Annotated in this window: 14 protein-coding genes; 8 read left to right on the top strand and 6 right to left on the bottom strand. The window is 70.5% G+C overall.

Translation table 11 applies throughout. From position 1 onward, the window contains the following. The first annotated feature begins 23 nt into the window (after positions 1-23). The 4 genes from FGD71_RS08890 to FGD71_RS08875 all read left to right on the top strand — a co-directional run bounded on the left by FGD71_RS08890 (position 24) and on the right by FGD71_RS08875 (position 3959). Positions 24-1028 carry a VOC family protein gene (locus FGD71_RS08890; RefSeq protein ID WP_119099839.1) on the top strand — a complete coding sequence of 335 codons (1005 nt, stop codon included), beginning with the start codon at positions 24-26 and terminating at the stop codon, positions 1026-1028. Between the two features lie 33 nt (positions 1029-1061). Then, the gene (locus FGD71_RS08885) at positions 1062-1613 is read left to right on the top strand and encodes a carboxymuconolactone decarboxylase family protein (protein WP_119099838.1); all 552 of its coding nucleotides are present in this window, start codon (positions 1062-1064) and stop codon (positions 1611-1613) included. 138 nt (positions 1614-1751) lie between these two features. Continuing rightward, positions 1752-2852, top strand: coding sequence for an alcohol dehydrogenase catalytic domain-containing protein (locus tag FGD71_RS08880; protein ID WP_162931076.1), 1101 nt, complete (start codon positions 1752-1754; stop codon positions 2850-2852). A 198-nt stretch (positions 2853-3050) separates the two neighbouring features. Further along, positions 3051-3959, top strand: coding sequence for a LysR substrate-binding domain-containing protein (locus tag FGD71_RS08875; protein ID WP_119099836.1), 909 nt, complete (start codon positions 3051-3053; stop codon positions 3957-3959). A gap of 136 nt (positions 3960-4095) precedes the next feature. Here the strand turns inward: FGD71_RS08875 and FGD71_RS08870 are convergent, their stop codons facing one another. Then, positions 4096-5331 carry a CaiB/BaiF CoA transferase family protein gene (locus FGD71_RS08870; RefSeq protein WP_240436477.1) on the bottom strand — a complete coding sequence of 412 codons (1236 nt, stop codon included), beginning with the start codon at positions 5329-5331 and terminating at the stop codon, positions 4096-4098. 215 nt (positions 5332-5546) lie between these two features. Here FGD71_RS08870 and FGD71_RS08865 point away from each other — a divergent pair, with 215 nt between their 5' ends. Next, positions 5547-6431, top strand: coding sequence for a 3-hydroxybutyryl-CoA dehydrogenase (locus FGD71_RS08865; RefSeq protein ID WP_119099835.1), 885 nt, complete (start codon positions 5547-5549; stop codon positions 6429-6431). A gap of 70 nt (positions 6432-6501) precedes the next feature. On the opposite strand, the gene FGD71_RS08860 is transcribed toward FGD71_RS08865, so the two are convergent. The 4 genes from FGD71_RS08860 to FGD71_RS08845 all read right to left on the bottom strand — a co-directional run bounded on the left by FGD71_RS08860 (position 6502) and on the right by FGD71_RS08845 (position 11758). Continuing rightward, positions 6502-7809, bottom strand: coding sequence for an extracellular solute-binding protein (locus tag FGD71_RS08860; protein ID WP_119099834.1), 1308 nt, complete (start codon positions 7807-7809; stop codon positions 6502-6504). Next, positions 7806-9050: a hypothetical protein gene (locus tag FGD71_RS08855; protein ID WP_240436476.1), complete on the bottom strand. Its 1245-nt coding sequence runs from the start codon at positions 9048-9050 to the stop codon at positions 7806-7808. Before FGD71_RS08855 ends, FGD71_RS08860 begins: the two co-directional genes overlap by 4 nt. A gap of 95 nt (positions 9051-9145) precedes the next feature. Then, positions 9146-11392 carry a serine/threonine protein kinase gene (locus FGD71_RS08850; RefSeq protein WP_240436475.1) on the bottom strand — a complete coding sequence of 749 codons (2247 nt, stop codon included), beginning with the start codon at positions 11390-11392 and terminating at the stop codon, positions 9146-9148. Between the two features lie 201 nt (positions 11393-11593). Then, positions 11594-11758, bottom strand: coding sequence for a hypothetical protein (locus FGD71_RS08845; protein ID WP_338120043.1), 165 nt, complete (start codon positions 11756-11758; stop codon positions 11594-11596). Between the two features lie 41 nt (positions 11759-11799). Here FGD71_RS08845 and FGD71_RS08840 point away from each other — a divergent pair, with 41 nt between their 5' ends. From FGD71_RS08840 to FGD71_RS08830, 3 genes are all read left to right on the top strand, one after another. Beyond that, on the top strand, positions 11800-12201 hold the full coding sequence (locus FGD71_RS08840; RefSeq protein ID WP_119099832.1) for an aminotransferase class I/II-fold pyridoxal phosphate-dependent enzyme: 402 nt from the start codon (positions 11800-11802) through the stop codon (positions 12199-12201). 34 nt (positions 12202-12235) lie between these two features. Beyond that, positions 12236-12832 (top strand): TetR/AcrR family transcriptional regulator, encoded by a 597-nt coding sequence (locus tag FGD71_RS08835; protein WP_119099831.1) that lies wholly within the window; start codon positions 12236-12238, stop codon positions 12830-12832. Between the two features lie 186 nt (positions 12833-13018). Then, complete coding sequence (locus FGD71_RS08830) at positions 13019-13834, top strand: SAM-dependent methyltransferase (protein ID WP_119099830.1); 816 nt, start codon at positions 13019-13021, stop codon at positions 13832-13834. Between the two features lie 37 nt (positions 13835-13871). Here the strand turns inward: FGD71_RS08830 and FGD71_RS08825 are convergent, their stop codons facing one another. Beyond that, entirely contained in the window at positions 13872-14777 is a 906-nt protein-coding gene (locus FGD71_RS08825; RefSeq protein ID WP_119099829.1) for a helix-turn-helix domain-containing protein, read from the bottom strand. Positions 14778-15036 lie beyond the last annotated feature (259 nt).

Below are 15036 nucleotides of genomic sequence, written 5' to 3'. Positions count from 1 at the left end.
CCGATCGGAGCACGGAGACCGACATGCTGCCTCCCGTAAATCTGCGCCCGAGTTTCAACATCACCCGATCCAGCCATGTGCGTCTCACCGTGGCCGACCTGGCCGAGAGCAAGAACTTCTACGTGAACGCGCTGGGGCTCGTCGTCAGCGATGAGGACGAGCGCACCTGCTACCTCCGCGGCCTGGCCGAGGCCTGCCACCACAGCCTCGTCCTGGAGCTGGACGAGGAGGGCGCGGGCAGGAGCAAGAGGATCGGGTTCCGCGTCTTCTTCGACGAGGACCTCGACATCGCGTACGAGTGGTTCCGTGAGCGGGGTCTGCCCGCCGAGTGGGTCGACCTCCCGTACCAGGGCCGCACCCTGCATGTCAGCGACCCCATCGGCACGCCACTCGAACTGTGCGCGACCATGGAGACCCGGCCGCGGCTGCACATCAACTTCGAGCAATACAAAGGTGCCCACGCGCAACGGCTGGACCACTACCAGATCTTCGCGCCCGACACCTACGAACTGTGCGCGTTCTACAGCGAGCTCGGCTTCCGCAACTCGGAGTACCTGGAGCGCGGCGACAAGCTGCTGGGTGCGTTCATGTACCGCAAGGGCACCTGCCTCGACCTCGCGATCATCGAGAACACCGGGCCCGCCCTGCACCACTTCGCCTACACCGTCTCCGAGAGCCGTGACATCTTCACCGCCTGCGACTGGGCGGGCATCCTCGGCTACGGCGACGGCGTGGAACGGGGCCCGGGTCGTCATGGTCCGGGCGGGATGCTCTTCGCCTACCTCCGCGACCCCGACGGCCACCGGGTGGAGGTCTTCAACAGCCACTACCAGACGATCGACACCGAGGTCGAACCCGTGCGCTGGGACGCGGCATCGCTGAGCACCAACGCGCGCTGGGGCCTCCCGGCCCTGGAGAAGTGGTACTTCGAGGCGTCGCCCTTCGTCGGCGTGCCGCAGATCCCGCCGGCCGAGCAGCCGAAGCCCATGTCGCTCGAGCGGTTCCTGCTCGAGCAGCCCATTCCCTGACCCTTCGCATTGTCCGTCCCCCAAGGAGACGCCATGGCACGAGTGCCCTACCTTCGCCGCGAGGACTCCGACGAGTCACTGAAGCCCCTGTACGACCGGCTGGAGACCGAGCGCAAGGTACCGACGGCGAACATCTTCCTCGCCCTCACCAACGCGCCCACGCAGCTGGACGCCTTTCTGAGCTACGCCAACTCGCTGCGGGCCGCCGACCTCAGCCCCCGCTTGCGTGAACTGGCCATCCTGACCGTGGGTTACGCGACCCGGTCCGCGTACGAGGTCGCGCACCACCAGTCGCACGGCCTCAAGGCCGGGCTCACCGAGGAACAGCTCGCGGCGGTGGCCGACTTCGAGTCGTCCGACCTGTTCGACGCGACGGAGAAGGCGGTGATGCGCCTGGCCAAGGAGTCCACGCTCAAGATCGACGTCTCCGAGGAGACGTGGCGTGCCGCCGCCGAACACCTCTCGGACAAGCAGATGGTTGAACTGTCGTTGTCCATCGCCTGGTACAACTCCGGCGTCCGCATCATGGGTCTGCTGGACATCGACCTCGAGGACAATTACCCGAATCCTTTCCCGAAGTCGTAGGGCTCGACGCCGAAAGGCCCACGAGGCCCTGGGAGATGACTACCGAGCCGCCGGTCCGCTGCCTCGGTCGCCTAATTAATACCTCCGTCCCCGATCGCCTGGGACGGAGCAGTTTCGAGGAGTATTTCAATGGCGAAAATGCTCGCTGCACGACTGCACACCCTGGGTGAGCCGATGTCGGTGGACACGATCGACGTGCCCACCCCGCGGCCGACCGACGTGCTGGTGCGGGTCAAGGCGTGCGGGATCGTGCCGAACATGGCCAACGTGATCAACAACTGGCCCACCTGGTACCCGCACCAGCCACTGCCCAAGCTGCCCGCGATCTTCGGCCTGGACCCCGCGGGCGTGGTCGAGGCGGTCGGCGAAGCGGTACTCAACACCAAGCCCGGCGACAGGGTGTATGTGAGCCCTCTGCGGTCGTGCGGCAGCTGTCAGGTGTGTCGCGGCGGCGAGCTCGCCCGGTGCCGCTACTTCACCCTGAACGGCTACTTCAGCACGTCCCGTGACGGCCAGCGGATCTTCGATCTCTACCCCTACGGCGGCTTCGCGGAGTACATGACCGCGCCGCAGCACGCGATCGTCAATATCCCGGACAACATGACGTTCGAGCAGGCCGGAAAGCTCGGCTACATCGGCACGTCCTACGGAGCCCTCAAACACGCAGCGGCCGGCCCCGGCCAGGTCGCGCTGGTCGACGGGATCACCGGCACTCTCGGTGTCGCCTCCGCCCTGCTCGCGCTGGCCTCGGGTGTCTCCAAGGTCCTCGGAACCGGCCGCAACGAGGAGCTCCTCAAGCGCGTCAAGGAACTGGACCCGGACCGGATCGAGGTCATGCGGCTGGGCGAGGGCTCCTCGGGTGAGTGGGCGAAATCCCGCACCGCCGGCGAGGGGGTGGACTTCGTGATCAGCGCCCTGGGTGCCAAGGCGCCGGTGGAGACGATGCTGGACTCCATGCAGGGCGTCCGCCGCGGCGGCAAGGTGATCAACGTCGGCGGTGTGGGCGACCGGCTGCCCGTGGACGTCAAGTGGCTCATGGACGAGCAGGTCCAGCTGATCGGCTCCAACTGGTTCACCACCGCGCAGGGCCAGGAAATCGCCGACATGGTGGCCACCGGTGCCCTGGACCTGTCCTACCTGATCACCAAGCCCTTCCCGCTGTCCAAGGTCAACGAAGCGATCTCGGGACGCGTCACGGACCACGACGGCGGCTTCAGCAACTACGTCGTCATCCCCTGACGCCCTCCGGGCCGGTGCGCGTGCCGATGCGCGTGCCGGTCCGAGAGCCGGTGACGGCCGCACTCCCGACGCGGCCTGCGGCTCACCCCGCGGCGATCCTGTTCTGCCCTGACGTCGCCGCGGGGTGTCCTTTTCCACATCGGCCGTGTCCAGGGCCGGTGCTATCGTCAGCAAAGGGTTGGCAGGACGGAGGAGCCGGTGGAACTGCGCTGGCTGGAATCGTTCGTCATCGTCGCGGAAGAACTGCACTTCGCGAGGGCGTCGGACCGTCTGCATCTGGCTCCGTCCGCGCTCAGCGCACAGATCAGGGCCCTGGAATCGCACCTGGGCGTACGACTGATCGACCGCGGACGGCGCACGCGCCCAGCGCTGACCGGCGCCGGGCAGCTGTTTCTCGAGGAGGCGCAGCGCACTCTCGCGCAGGTTGCCCGTGCCGAGGCCGTGGGCCGGCGGGCGGGCCGCGGGGAGCTGGGGCACGCCGAGATCGCCTATGTGGCCTCGGCCGCCTTCTCCGGCGTACTCACCGACGTCCTCACCCGCTGCGCGGCTCCCGGCACCCAACTGACGGTGCAGGTACGTGAGTTGGAGACACCGGCCCAGCTCGAGGCGCTGGCCTCCTCAGACATCGACGTCGGCTTTCTGCGCTGGAGGCCGGAGTACCCGCCGGGAATCACAGCCGACTGTCTGCTCACGGAAGAGGTCGTCGTGGCGCTGCCGGCCGGCGCGCCGCTGGCGGCGCACGAGGCCGTGCCGGCGGCGCAGTTGTGCCATGAGCGTTTCGTGGCCCCGCACTTCGCCGAGGAGTACGGCTGCCGCGACCAGATCCTCGAAGTGGCGGACCAGGGCGGTTTCAGCCCGCAGTGCGCTCCCCCGGTACGGGACTTCATCGCCGCTCTCACTCTGGTGGGCGGCGGTCTCGCCGTGGCCCTGGTGCCGGATTCCCTGCGCCGCGTACAGATACCGGGGGTCACCTACCGTCCGCTGGCGGACGTACGGCTGACCACCCGGCTGGTCGGCGCCTACCGCAAGGGCGAGACCTCGCCCGCGGTACGCGGTGTGATCCGCCGCCTGCGGGAAGCGGCGGCCGCGACGGCTGTCGTCGAGTGACGCCCGGCTCAGCCGTGCCTCAGGGGGGTTACAGCCGGCCTCCGTTGCTTTCGTAGGTACGTACGGGCTCCACGTTCGCCATGTGCCGCACCTCCCGATGTGCTCCCCCGGCCCCCGCACCGTTTCGAGACGGAAGTCACGCTGAATCGGGGGTGCCGTGGACCGGGCGGCCGAAGATCTCCGCGGTGTGCTCGCCCAGGCCGGGTGGCGCCGAGTGGTACCGCGCGGGTGACGCGCTCAGCGCGATGGGGTGGGCGACCTGCCGGGACACCGTCGCGGGCGCCGGTCCGCCCGCCGGGGCGGGCATGGTGACGATGCCGGGCAACCCGAGTCGCTCGGCGAAGGCGAAGGCCTCGTCAAGCGTGTTGACCGGGCCTGCGGGCACCCCGGCGGCAAGCAGTGCGGCGGACCAGTGGTCGGCGCCGGCCGTGAGCAGCCGTTCGCCCAGCACCTTCCGCAGCTCCTCGCGGTGGGCCACCCGGTCGGGGTTGGTGCGGAACCGGTCGTCGTCCGCGAGACCCGGGCAGCCGAGGACGGCGGCCAGCGACGCGAACTGCCCGTCGTTTCCCACCGCGAGGGCAAGCGGGCGGTCCGCGGTGGGAAAGGTCTCGTACGGGGCGATGCTGGGGTGGGCGTTGCCCAGGCGTCCGGGTACGACGCCCGCGACGGCGTAGCCGGACGCCTGGTTGACCATGGCCGACAGCAGCGAGCCCAGCAGGCTGACCTCGACGCGCTGTCCCTGGCCGGTCGCGTCCCGGTGCCGCAGGGCGGCCATGATGCCCATCGACGCGTGCAGACCGGTGATCACGTCGACGAGGGCCACTCCTGCCTTCACCGGCTCGCCGTCGGGCTGTCCCGTCACGCTCATCAGCCCGCCGACGGCCTGGACCAGGAGGTCGTAGCCGGGGATCGCGGCCCCGCCGTCGGCCCCGAAGCCGCTGATGGAGCAGTAGACCAGGTGGGGGTGAGCGGCCTTCAGGTCGTCGTAGCCCATCCCGAGCCGCTCCATCGTGCCGGGCCGGAAGTTCTCCACGAGTACGTCGGACTCGGAGATGAGCTCCCGGGCCTGTGCGCGTCCCGTCTCGCTCGCCAGATCCAGGGCGACGGAGCGCTTGTTCCGGTTGACGCTCAGGAAGTAGGTGGACGTACCGTTCTCGTCGGCCGGCGGACGCCACTGGCGGGTCTCGTCGCCCGTCCCGGGGCGTTCGACCTTCACGACGTCGGCGCCGAGGTCGGCGAGGAGCATGGTGGCGTACGGTCCGGCGAGGACGCGGGAGAAGTCCGCGATCCGCAACCCCTCCAGCGCGCCGCGACCGCCCACTTCCCCGGCAGCACCGGTACGTCCGCCGGGGGTGCCGTCCTTGGTGCCCACATCTGCCTCCTGGTGATCGTCGCGGCCTGCCGGGCCCGCCCCGGGCGCGATCAGCGTGACGCGCCGCAGTAGGGCCGGTCAACGACGAAATGACGCATGTTTGTGCGCGGAAAACGTTCTGTCCGAGCAGGTCAGACGGACTGTCGGATGGCTACGCTCACCGAGCACCACAGGTCGTGGCGGCGTCGTGGGACGGTCGCCGGAGGGACGGAAACATGGCAGCCATCAAGCATGTGGGGATCGTCGGCGCCGGGCAGATGGGCCGGGGCATCGCCGAGGTCTGCGCCCGGGCCGGACTGTCCGTCGTGTTGTGCGACATGACCGAGGAGCGGGCCCGCGCCGGACTGGCCGGTGTCGCGGACTCCCTGCTCAGGGCGGAGAAGCGCGGCGCCCTCACTCATGAGGAGCGCGCGCATGCCCTGGCGGGCATCGCCGTGACCGGAGACCTCTCCCGGCTGGCTGGGGCCGATCTGGTCATCGAGGCCGCCGTCGAGGACGAGGAGGCCAAGACGGCTCTGTTCCGGCAGCTGGACGAGGTGGTCACCGATCCGGCCGCCGTGCTGGCCAGCAACACCTCCTCGATCCCCATCGCGCGGCTCGCCGCCGTGACCGGACGTCCGGAGGCGGTGGTCGGCCTGCACTTCTTCAACCCGGTCCCCGCCATGCCTTTGGTCGAGGTCATATCCTCGCTGCACACCTCGAAGGCCACGGAACTTCGTGTGCGTGCCTTCGCGGGCGACGTTCTGCGCAAGAAGACGATCATGGCCCAGGACCGTGCGGGCTTCGTGGTGAACTCCCTGCTGGTGCCCTACCTGCTGGCGGCGGTGCGGATGGTCAGCTCCGGCACGGCGACGGCCGAGGACATCGACACCGGGATGACGGCCGGCTGCGCTCACCCCATGGGGCCGTTGCGCCTGGCCGACCTCATCGGTCTGGACACGGTGGCGGCGATCGGAGAGGCGCTGTACGAGGAGTACCGGGAGCCGCTGTACGCCCCGCCGCCGCTGTTGCGCCGCATGGTCGAGTCGGGGCTGCTGGGCAGAAAGTCCGGACGAGGCTTCTTCAGCTATGAGACCGCCGCCGTGGGCGCACGCACGTGACGACGAGGCTGCCACGACCGGCAAGAGGGCTGCCACGACAGGCGCCTTGACGCGTCAGGGCGTACGGGGCTCATCCGCCGCGGCTCTCGCAGATGTCCTCCGGCGGCAGGAACGAGGGGTCGCCGCCGGTGTTCTCGCCCACCTGGACGCGTACGGTCTCCAGTTGCCGGAGCAGCGAGTCGAGGTGTTCGGCCGTGGGGTCCCCGAAGAATTCCAGCACCGCCCGATAGAAGACGTCGCGCAGCTCGGGCGGCATCGCGTCGGAGGCGTCGAAGCACAACGTGCGGGCGCGCGAGGTGAGCAGGGAGTCGATCTCCTGCTCGATGGGGTCCGCGGACGCCGTCGGCGGCAGCCCGGCCATGTCCGGGAACAGCGGCCGCACGGGCGGGTCCGCCTCCGCCCGCCAGCGTTCCCGCCCGGCCGGGCTCGACAGCCGCTCCACCAGTTCCTGGGCCGCCGGGTCGTCGCTGAAGACGGCGGCCATGTCCCCCGCGACCTCGTAGGCGTCCCGGTACTCGGGCAGCCCGTCCAGGAAGCGGGCCGAGGGCTCCACGCGAACGTCGTCGCCCGCGTACACGTACCGGATGAAGGCGCTCTGGTGCTCGTGCGTGCAGCCGAAACCGGGTGAGGCGAGCAGACCGCGCGATTGCCCGTCGGTCCCGGGGAGGCCCTCGTACGACGTGGTCAGGGACTTCTCGACCGACGCCGGGGAGCGGTCGCCGAGCAGCCGCGCCCAGGTCGTCCAGGCGCGCTCGACGGCCGGGTCACGCCAGTCGAGCCGGCCCGTGGCCCACTCGGTGTACCGCTCGGGGCCCGCCTGGTGGAGCAGGATGTCCTCGATCCAGTCCGTGCCGGGCCAGCCCGAGGTGGCCTGCGAGGCGAGCCCCAGACACCATTCGGGGTCGTCGCTCGGCGTGCCCTCCTTGCTCCACACCAGACTCTTCAGATCGACCTTCAGCGGCACCCAGTACGTGCGCCGCTTGCTGTCCACGAGCAGGGTGGGCGCCCACGGCTCGTAGGCCCGCTCCGCGGTCTTCGGGTCGAGCGGCCTGAGCTTGCCGCGGCGGGCGTACTCGGTGAGTTCACCGATGCTGTTGAGGATCGCGACGTCCGGCGGGGCATCCGCCTCCAGTTGCGAGACGAGGGTCTCGCGCAGCGAGCGGGTGCCTTCGTATGTGTAGGTGCGCCCCGTCCCGTCGTCCAGTTTCTTCAGGGCGGCTTCGAAGGCCTCGCCCTCCTTGCCGGTCCACGGGCCGAGGACGACGAGCGGATCGGGGGTGTCCGACGTGCAGCCGGGGAAGAGAGCGAGCAGGCAGACCGCGAGGAAGGCGCGCAGCACGCGGCTCACCAGACGGTTCGTGCGACACCTCGGGCTCATGGGGCGGCTCCCGGGCGGAGGACCACGAGGTACTCGCGGCGGTATGTGTGCAGGGCGCCGCCGGCCAGGGCCGCGGCGACCAGGCCCGCGGGGAGCACGAACGGGGCGACGCCGTCCAGGAAGGCGAGACGCCCGTCGGCCAGCCCGTCGTCGATGCGGGACTCCAGGACCCCGATGGCCTGCGGGTCCGGGCCGTCGAAGGGCCGTTCCTCGGCGACTGTCTCGGTCTCCGGCGAGGTCCGCTCGGCGAGCGCTTCCGCCAACAGGACGGCCTCGCCCTGCGCGTGCTGGGCGAGCAGCGCGTCGGCGGTCAGGAGCGGTACGGCGAGCATCGGCAGGGCGGCGACCGCGAGGGGGACGCTGAGCCGGATCCGGAAGCGGCGACGGAGGAAGGAAATGGTCCGCCACAGCCCGGCGGCGAGCAGCCCGAAGGCGAGCCCGGAGACGACCGCGGCGGCGATCACGCCGGCGCCCCAGGCGGCCCGGTCCGCGAACCGATCGCGCAGTTGCCGCTCCAGTCCCGTCACCCGGTCCACGATCGAGGTGGCGGCGGGGCCGGTCCCGGGCGGGCAGGGCGGATAGCGGTCCTCGCGGTCCGCGGCCGTGAGGGGCTCCGAGCAGAGCATGCTGCGTGCGTACGTCAGTTCGGCCTCACGCAGGACCGGGGCGGTCGCGTGGCCCTGGGCCCTGGCGATCCAGCCGGTGTAGTCCACGACCAGTGCGGACACCACGCGCAGTTCCTGCTCCTCGGCGACGGTCAACGCCCCGCTGCGCGTGACCTGGTTCAGGCTCTGCGCCGCCCGCGCGCTCCGCGTGCGGTATCGCTCGCTGAGCCCGCTGAGCTCCCCCGCCCGCCCCTCGTCGAGGCTCTTCTCGGCCTCGCTCTGCGCGATGAGCAGCGAGGCCTTGGCGTCCGCGAGGTCGACGAGCGCGGGCGCCACCCGGTCTCGTATGGATGCGGAGTCGCCGCGCACGCCCGTGTACGCCCACCCGAAGGCTCCGAAGGCCACCACGGCGAGCAGCGGCAGGGCGACGAGCCGGTCCCGCAGATACGCGCGGTTGCGGCGGTCGGTGGCCGACGGCCAGGCGTAGCGCCAGACGCGGTCGGCGAGTTCGGCTGCGACGGCGCGCGCGGCCCGGGCGCCGCGGCGGAGCCGCGACGGCGGCGGGGAGTCGGTCCTCGTGACCCGCGTCGCAGGACCCGCGCCTTCCGCCGGGCCGCGCCGGGTCCCGGTTTCCACGGTGGCGGCCGGCCCTGTCCGTTGTCCGGCCTCGGCGGGACGCCCGGTGCGCCCGGTGCGCCGGAGCCATGCGGTCCGCGACGATAAGCCCCGGTTCACTCGCGGGCCGTCCGGGGGCTCTTCCCCGACGGCGTGTGGGCGATCGTCCGGAGCCAGTCGGCGGCTCTCTTCCCGAACCATGGTCTGTCCCTGTGATGTCGGAAGGCGAGCGGGCGGACTTCGTAGGCGAGGTCCAGCAGGGTCTCGGCGACGGCCGCGTCCTCGGGGGCGGCCGAGCGGGCGGCCTGGTGGGCGAGGGCCCGGTAGAGCCGGGACAGGTCCTTGTGCAGGCCGGGCTCGTCGGGCGGGAGGCCGAGCCGTGTGTCGGCGCCCGCGGCCAGCGCGGCGAGCCCCTCCTCGTCGAGGGCGCCGCGCAGCAGCGCGTCCCGCACGGCCTCCCATACCTCGGCGGTCATACGAGCCCGGGCCTCCTCGTCGGTCAGGCCGTGCGCGTGGAAGAGCAGAGCGAGGCGTTGCAGCACTTCGCGCAGTCGCTCCAGCACTTCACCATCGTGTTCGGGGGTCCGCACATGCTCGACGCCGATGCGTACGGCCGCCGTACGGGCTGCGGTTCGGTGCCGCGAGTGCTGCGGCACCGCGTCCAGTTCTCGCACGGCTTCTTCCCGCGCGGTCTCGTCGCCCAGCGCGAGGCGGGCCCGCACGGCGCCGAAGGCGGCGCTGCCCAGCGACGGGTTGCGCAGCCGCACTGCCTCGTAGAACGTCAGCGCCTCGTGCCACCGTTCGAGGCGCTCGGCGCAGTAACCGAGGGCCAGCTTCGGCGCGTACTCGCCGGGGATCGCCGCGTACACCCGGTCGAAGTGCCCCCTGGCCGCGGTCACTTGGTCCCGGGCTAGCGCGAGCAGTCCGCGGTGCCAGTCCAGCCGCCAGTCGTACGGGGCGCGGTCGGGGCCGATCGACTCCTCGGCGGCCCGCAGCTCGCGCTCGGCGGCCTCGGGACCGTCTGCCGGTGATCTCAACCGGAGCCGGCAGCGCAGCAGATGGACCTCGGAGGACGCACGCCAGTCCGCGGTGTGCTGCAGCAGCGCTTCCGGGGCGGCGTCGGCCAGTCGGCTGACTTCGGCGTGGTGGTCGTCGTACGGGTCGGGGCGCGGTACGGGCAGTCGCTGCGCGACCTCGGCGGGAGACGGCGGCGCATACGGAGAGGGGGGCACCGGAGCGACCCAGCGCGCGAGGGGCGGCGCGGATCCGAGCGCCCCGTCGAGCGCGTACGCGGACTGGAGGAAGAGCGGCGACGGCTCGAAGGTCTCCGTGCCCGTCCGCAGCGACCTCAACTCACGGAAGACCCCGCGCAGTTGCTGCTCCATCTCGCGTGCGTCGGCGAACCGCTCCGTCCGCTCGCTCCGGGTCGCGCGGTGCAGCACACGGGCGAGCGAGACGAGCCCGAGACCATGGGGAGCGGGGGCGGTCATCTTCTCGGCCGCCGGAACCGCCGAGGCGCCCAGCGTGCCGAGGTCGCTGAGTCCGGCCAGGTCCTGCGGCGAGGTGCCGAGCCCGCTCAGCCGCCGCAGTGTCTCGCCCAGGCTGAACAGGTCGTCCTGGCCCGTGGACTCGCCGTCCGGGCCCACGGTCGGGGCGCGGAACCCCTCCGTCGTCAGACCGGGCAGCTCGGCCGCGCGCACGCTCCCCACGTCGATGATCTTCGTCGCGGTGCCGTCGTGCATGACGTTGTCCGGCTTCAGGTCGCCGTAGACCTTGCGGGGACGGTCGGCGTGCAGGTGCCCGAGCGCGGACAGGATCCGCACGCCGTACGCGAGCACGAACTCGTGGAAGCGGCCACCGCCGAACTCGCGCGGGATGAGCTGCGCCCGGGCCCGCACCTCCTCCAGAGTGAGCCCGTCCACGTACTGGAGCACGAGGAAGTCGCCGAGTTCGGGGTGATGACCGTAGTTGAAGACGCGGATGATGTCGTCGTGGGTGAGTTCGACCAGGGCCCGCCGCTCCTGGGCCAGTGCGCCCGCCGCGGCCGCCGCCTGCTCGGGGTTGAGGATCTTGATGGCGACCTCACGGTCGTCGACGTTGGTGTCGAGTGCCAGGTAGACCTCGCCCATCCCGCCGTAGCCGAGCGGCTGGATCAGCCGGTACTGGCCGGCGAGCAGTTGCCCGGGCGGCAGCGGCAGCTCCTCCGGGTCGCTGCCGCGGGACGCCGCCCGCTCCAGCAGAGTGATCGAGGGCAGCACGGTGGGGTCCGGGTTCTCCTCGGGGAGCTCAACCTGCGCGGCCCGCAGGAACGTCGGCTGCCCGGCGACGACGAACGGCCCCAACGAGCCCCCGGAATCGGGCACTTCACCGGACGCACCTCTGCCGGAATCCGGCACTTCACCGGACGCACCTGTGTCCGTATCCCCCATGCCTCCTCAGAATAGGCCCGAGCGGAGGGAATTGACTCCTCGCGTTCCACCCGGGAACCGTGATGGCCCCGATGCCGGCGCCGACGTTCACGGGTTTCTTCCATCGGCGTGGTTCCCCGGGAGGGCGGGGGGTGTTCAAGGACGGGGCCGACTCGCTGAAGCGCCGGGCCGACCCGCGCTGCCCGGCAGCGGTGTGGTCGCCGGCCGGCCCGCGAGCACCTCGATGACGTTGTCGACGGCGAGATCGACCATGGCGGCCCGGGTGGCCTCGGTGGCCGAGCCGATGTGAGGAAGCGTCACCACATGGGGGTCACAGCTACCTCGCCGGCCCCGCGGAGGTCATCGCGGCCGCCGCACGGGTCCACAACACGGCCAACAACGTGATGAACAGCGCCGTGCAGCGCGCCGCCCTCACCGCGGTGCGCGAATGCGACGAGGACGTGCGCGCCATGGCGGAGGACTACGGCCGCCGCCGGGACCTGATGCTGCACGCCCTCGCCGAAGTCCCGGGCATCCACTTCGCGGAACCCGAGGGAGCCTTCTACGTGTTCCCCTCGTACGACATCGACCTCCCCTCGGTACAGGTCGTCGCGTCGCTGCGCGAGCACGGCATCGCCGTCCGGCCGGGGAGCGAGTTCGGCGCCCGGGGTGAGGGTCACCTGCGGTTGTCGTACGCTGCCAGCCCGCAATCCATCACCGAGGGGGTCCGCCGACTGGCTCGCGGCCTCTCGGCCCTCAGCTGAACGGTGAATTCGCATGCAACGGGAGAGCCGCCCCATGCGCAGTGACACGGAGCGCAACCGCAGGCAGCTCATCAAAGCCGCCGCGCGACTGTTCGAGAACTCGCCGACCCCGGTCAGCCTGTCCGAAATCGCCAAGCACGCCGAGGTGTCCACCGCGACGGCATACCGGCACTTCTCCTCCGTCGAGGAGATCCTGCATGCCTTCCGGTCACAAGTGGGCTCCGAACTGCGCGAGTTCAGCGAGCGTCAGACCACCCGGGGCATGACCAGGCTCGAGGCGGTGTCCCGCTACTGGGTGTCGCTCGTCCTCGAACACGGCGGGGCCATGGCGCAGATGCGCTCGCACCGTGGATACCTCGAGCGGCTGCGCGAGGGCACCGGCTATCTCGCCCCGCAGGCCGAGGCACTCGCCGAGCCACTGCGGCAGACCACCGAGGAACTCGGGCTCGGCGACCTGGGCGACGAGGCCCTGTTCCTGTGGAACGCCCTGTTCGACCCCCGCGACATCCTCGACCTCATCAAGAGCGGACGCACGGAGGAACAGGCCGCCACCCGCCTGGTGGCCGCACTGCGCGGCGCCCTCATCGGCTGGGCCACGACGGCGGACCAGACGGATGGGCGCCTCAAGTAGGCCACCAGGGCGTCAGCTCCTCCTGCTACACCGCATCTGGGAGGATGCAAACAAGCCAACGGGCAGCCGAACAAGGCAGGTTGGGGCCGACAATTCACATGAGTCGAGCCGGGGGGAATAACGTGGGCGTCCACGACCATTGGTCGACGGTTTCGTGTTTCTCACCGCGTATGCACAGGAGCGTCCATGACTGATGAGGCAGAGAACTCCAAGCAGGAGACGCTCTCCAAGATCGATACCTCCGTGCCGCAGTCGGCTCGGATCTGGAACTACTGGCTGGGAGGGAAGGACAACTACGAAGTCGACCGTGTGGCCGGTGACGCGTTCCGCGAGATCTTCCCCGGTATCGAGACCGGAGCCCGCGCCGCCCGGTACTTCCTCGCCCGCGCCGTTCGCCATCTGGCCGCCGAGGAGGGCATCCGGCAGTTCCTGGACATAGGCACCGGGCTGCCCAATGTGGACAACACCCACGAGATCGCTCAGCGGGTGGTCCCCGAATGCCGGATCGTCTATGTCGACAACGACCCGTTGGTGCTGGCACATGCCCGCGCGCTGCTCACCAGCACGCCGGAAGGTGTCACCAACTATGTCGATGCCGACCTGCGCGAGCCGAGCACCATCGTGCGGGAAGCCGGGAAGACGCTGGACTTCGACCAGCCTGTCGCTCTCATGCTGATGGGCATCCTGGGCCACATCGAGGACTACGACGAGGCGCGCTCGATCGTGCGGCAGCTGGTGGACGCTCTGCCCTCCGGCAGCTACCTCGTGCAATACGACAGCACCAACACCAGTGAGTCCTACGTCCAGGCCATCCAGCAGTACAACGAGGGTGGCTCGATCCCGTACATCCTCCGCAGCCCTGAGCAGATCGCGGGCTACTTCGACGGTCTGGAACTGCTCGAACCGGGCGTGGCGTCGTGCTCACGCTGGCGTCCTGACGCCGGCGCCTGGGGCCTGCCCGCGGAGGTGCATCAGTACGGCGGTGTCGCCCTCAAGCGCTGAAGCCCGCCCGCTGCCGACTGCCGGCCCGCGGTTCGGATCAGGTTTCCTGGAGGATGCGATGGAGGATCGTCGCAGTCTCGTCCGGTGATTCGGCCTCGACCACCAGGCGGTTCATGACGTCCCAGTAGTACTCGATCTCGGTCGGCCTGTCGGGATAGAGGGCAGTGGCGAGCTGTTCGAGGTAGACCACGTCGGGCAACTGACCGCCGGGCAGGCGCAGGATGGTAACCGGACCGCCTTCCGCGGCGTGGCCGCCGGCGAGGAACGGCACGATCTGGACGGTGACCTGCGGGAGTTGGCAGATCTCGATGAGGTGCCTGAGCTGGGCGCGCATCGTGCCGATGCCGCCCACCGGGCGACGAAGCGCCGCCTCGTCGATCACGGCCCAGAGCTGGGCCGCCGGCCGGCGGTGCAGGATCCGCTGGCGTGTCATCCGCAACATGACTCGCCGATCGATCTCCTCCGCACAAGCGCCCGGGTGGGCTAGCCGGATGGAGGCGCGCGCATAGTCGGGGATCTGCAGCAAGCCGGGAACACGTTGGACCTCGAAGCAGCGGATGAGACTCGCTGCCTGTTCGGCCCCGAGGTAGGTCTGCATCCAGGCGGGCACCACGTCGTTGTAGTACTGCCACCAGGCGGGGGTGTTGGCCTGTTCGGCCAAGGTCAGCAAGGTGGCGCGCTCGGCCTCGCCCGTGACCCCGTAGAGAGTGAGCAGGTCGGCCACGTCGCGCAGTTTGAACCCGTGGCGACCGCCCTCCAGTCGGCTGATCTTGGATCGGGAGGCGCGGATGACCTGCCCCGCGGCCTCACGCGAGACCTGCTGTTCCTCCCGCAGTATGCGCAGCCGTGCGCCCAGCACCAGGCGCGGCACCATGGGGCCGGCCGACTGGCCGTCCAAGACCCCGCTGTCGGACGGTGTATGTGCGGCCTCTTTGGCGCCCATGGGCATTCTCCCTGCGGTGAACGCGACTCTCCACGCGCATGCAAGCACTGCGGCTAGCCATCCTAGGGGCAATGCCGTTGCTTCAGATTCCGGCGCCGACTCCTTGGCAGTGTTGGCCCGGGGGCGGTTCGGGTGGCTGCGAGTGTGTCTCCGGTCGGCGCACCCAGCTCCGCACCGGCGGCGGGGATCCGGTGGATCCCCGCCGCCGGGCAGTACGGCGATGGCGCGTTCTCTCGGACTCCCGCTCCGACGAACGGCA

It is taken from the genome of Streptomyces sporangiiformans, from assembly GCF_005768555.2.
GTDB lineage: Bacteria > Actinomycetota > Actinomycetes > Streptomycetales > Streptomycetaceae > Streptomyces > Streptomyces sporangiiformans.
This window is presented reverse-complemented; position numbering and strand designations above follow the sequence as displayed.